Source organism: Sulfitobacter sp. HI0129 (assembly GCF_001635395.1).
Taxonomy (GTDB): Bacteria; Pseudomonadota; Alphaproteobacteria; order Rhodobacterales; family Rhodobacteraceae; genus Sulfitobacter.
Genome location: NZ_LWGH01000818.1, coordinates 1 through 1,185 on the forward strand (window position 1 = coordinate 1; position 1,185 = coordinate 1,185).

Annotated in this window: 1 protein-coding gene and 1 pseudogene; both read right to left on the bottom strand. The window is 60.9% G+C overall.

All coding sequences use genetic code 11. The features are described 5' to 3' along the window. A pseudogene (locus tag A3764_RS19430) lies at nucleotides 1-915 on the bottom strand (apolipoprotein N-acyltransferase); the annotation flags it as partial. After that, on the bottom strand, nucleotides 912-1,185 hold a 274-nt coding region (gene lspA / locus A3764_RS19435), incomplete at its 5' end, for a signal peptidase II (RefSeq protein ID WP_067951966.1). The pseudogene A3764_RS19430 and the gene lspA, both read right to left, overlap by 4 nt.

Sequence of the window (1,185 nt, forward strand, 5' to 3'; positions counted from 1 at the left end):
CAGTAGGATCCTGCCGTCTGGCAAAGCTGCAGATATCCGCGCGCGTGCCGCAGCATCTTCATCCAGAAAGCCGGGGAAGGCCGTTTCCGGCCAAAGCAGCACATCGAAACGTCCGGGTTGCGCGGACAAGCCCAGGTATTTTTCTAAGGCTCGCTGGCGGCTGCCCGGTACCCACTTCTCGACTTGTGGCACATTGCCTTGGACGATGCGCAAAGCAACGTCTGTCGGCGGCACGTCCTGCCCTGACCGAAGCGCACCGCCAACCCAGAGACCCGTCACAGCAACGGCGAAGAGCACGTGAACAGGCGCGCGTCTCTTTGGCGCCGCCACAGTCAACACACCTGGCAATATGCCGATGAAGACCGTGAGAAAGCCCAAACCGTAGCTGCCGACCCAGGCGGCGGGTTGGCGCAGGGCGGCATAGTCGACAAGGGCATAAGCGGCAAGGTTCCAGGGAAACCCCGTCAGGATATGACCCCGCAGCCACTCCGTGACCACCCAGCAGGTTGCAAACAGAAGGCCCGCCGCAATGCCGCCGAAAGTTCGGCGCTGCATGATGGCGGCAAAAAGCATCGCCGCCATGCCCGGGAAGATGGCGATTCCGGCGGACAGACCCGCGACCGCCGGGATCGCCAGTGCGCCGAAACGTTCGGCATCGACATAGAAGCTCTCGGCGATCCAGGAAATTCCAATCCCGAATTGGCCCAGTCCGAAAGCCCAACCGACAAGGAAAGCGCGCGAGGTTGAGATGTTCCGGAGAACGATAAAGAGCACTGAGAAGGCGACAGGGACCGCCATGAGCCAAGAAAACGGCGGAAGGGGCAAAACCGTCAATCCGCCGGCAACAAGGGCAAGACCCATGCACTGGAACAGGTTCGGGTCCTCACTAACGATCTGCGGCAAACCCGGCTTCATGAATCGGTCTGAAGTCGAGCGCCAACCCACGGCGCAATGAGCAGCAGCATCACGCCGCCAACCACAAAAACATCGGCCATGTTGAAGGCAGGCCAGTGCGCCGTCCCGATGTAGAAATCGAGGAAATCCGTCACCGCACGATAGCGCAGGCGGTCCAGAATATTGCCGAGAGCACCGCCGATGATCGCACCATAGGCAATGGCCTCGACCCGGCTGCTGGAACGGATCAGCATAGCCGCCAACCAGACGCAGATGCCAAGTGCCAATACG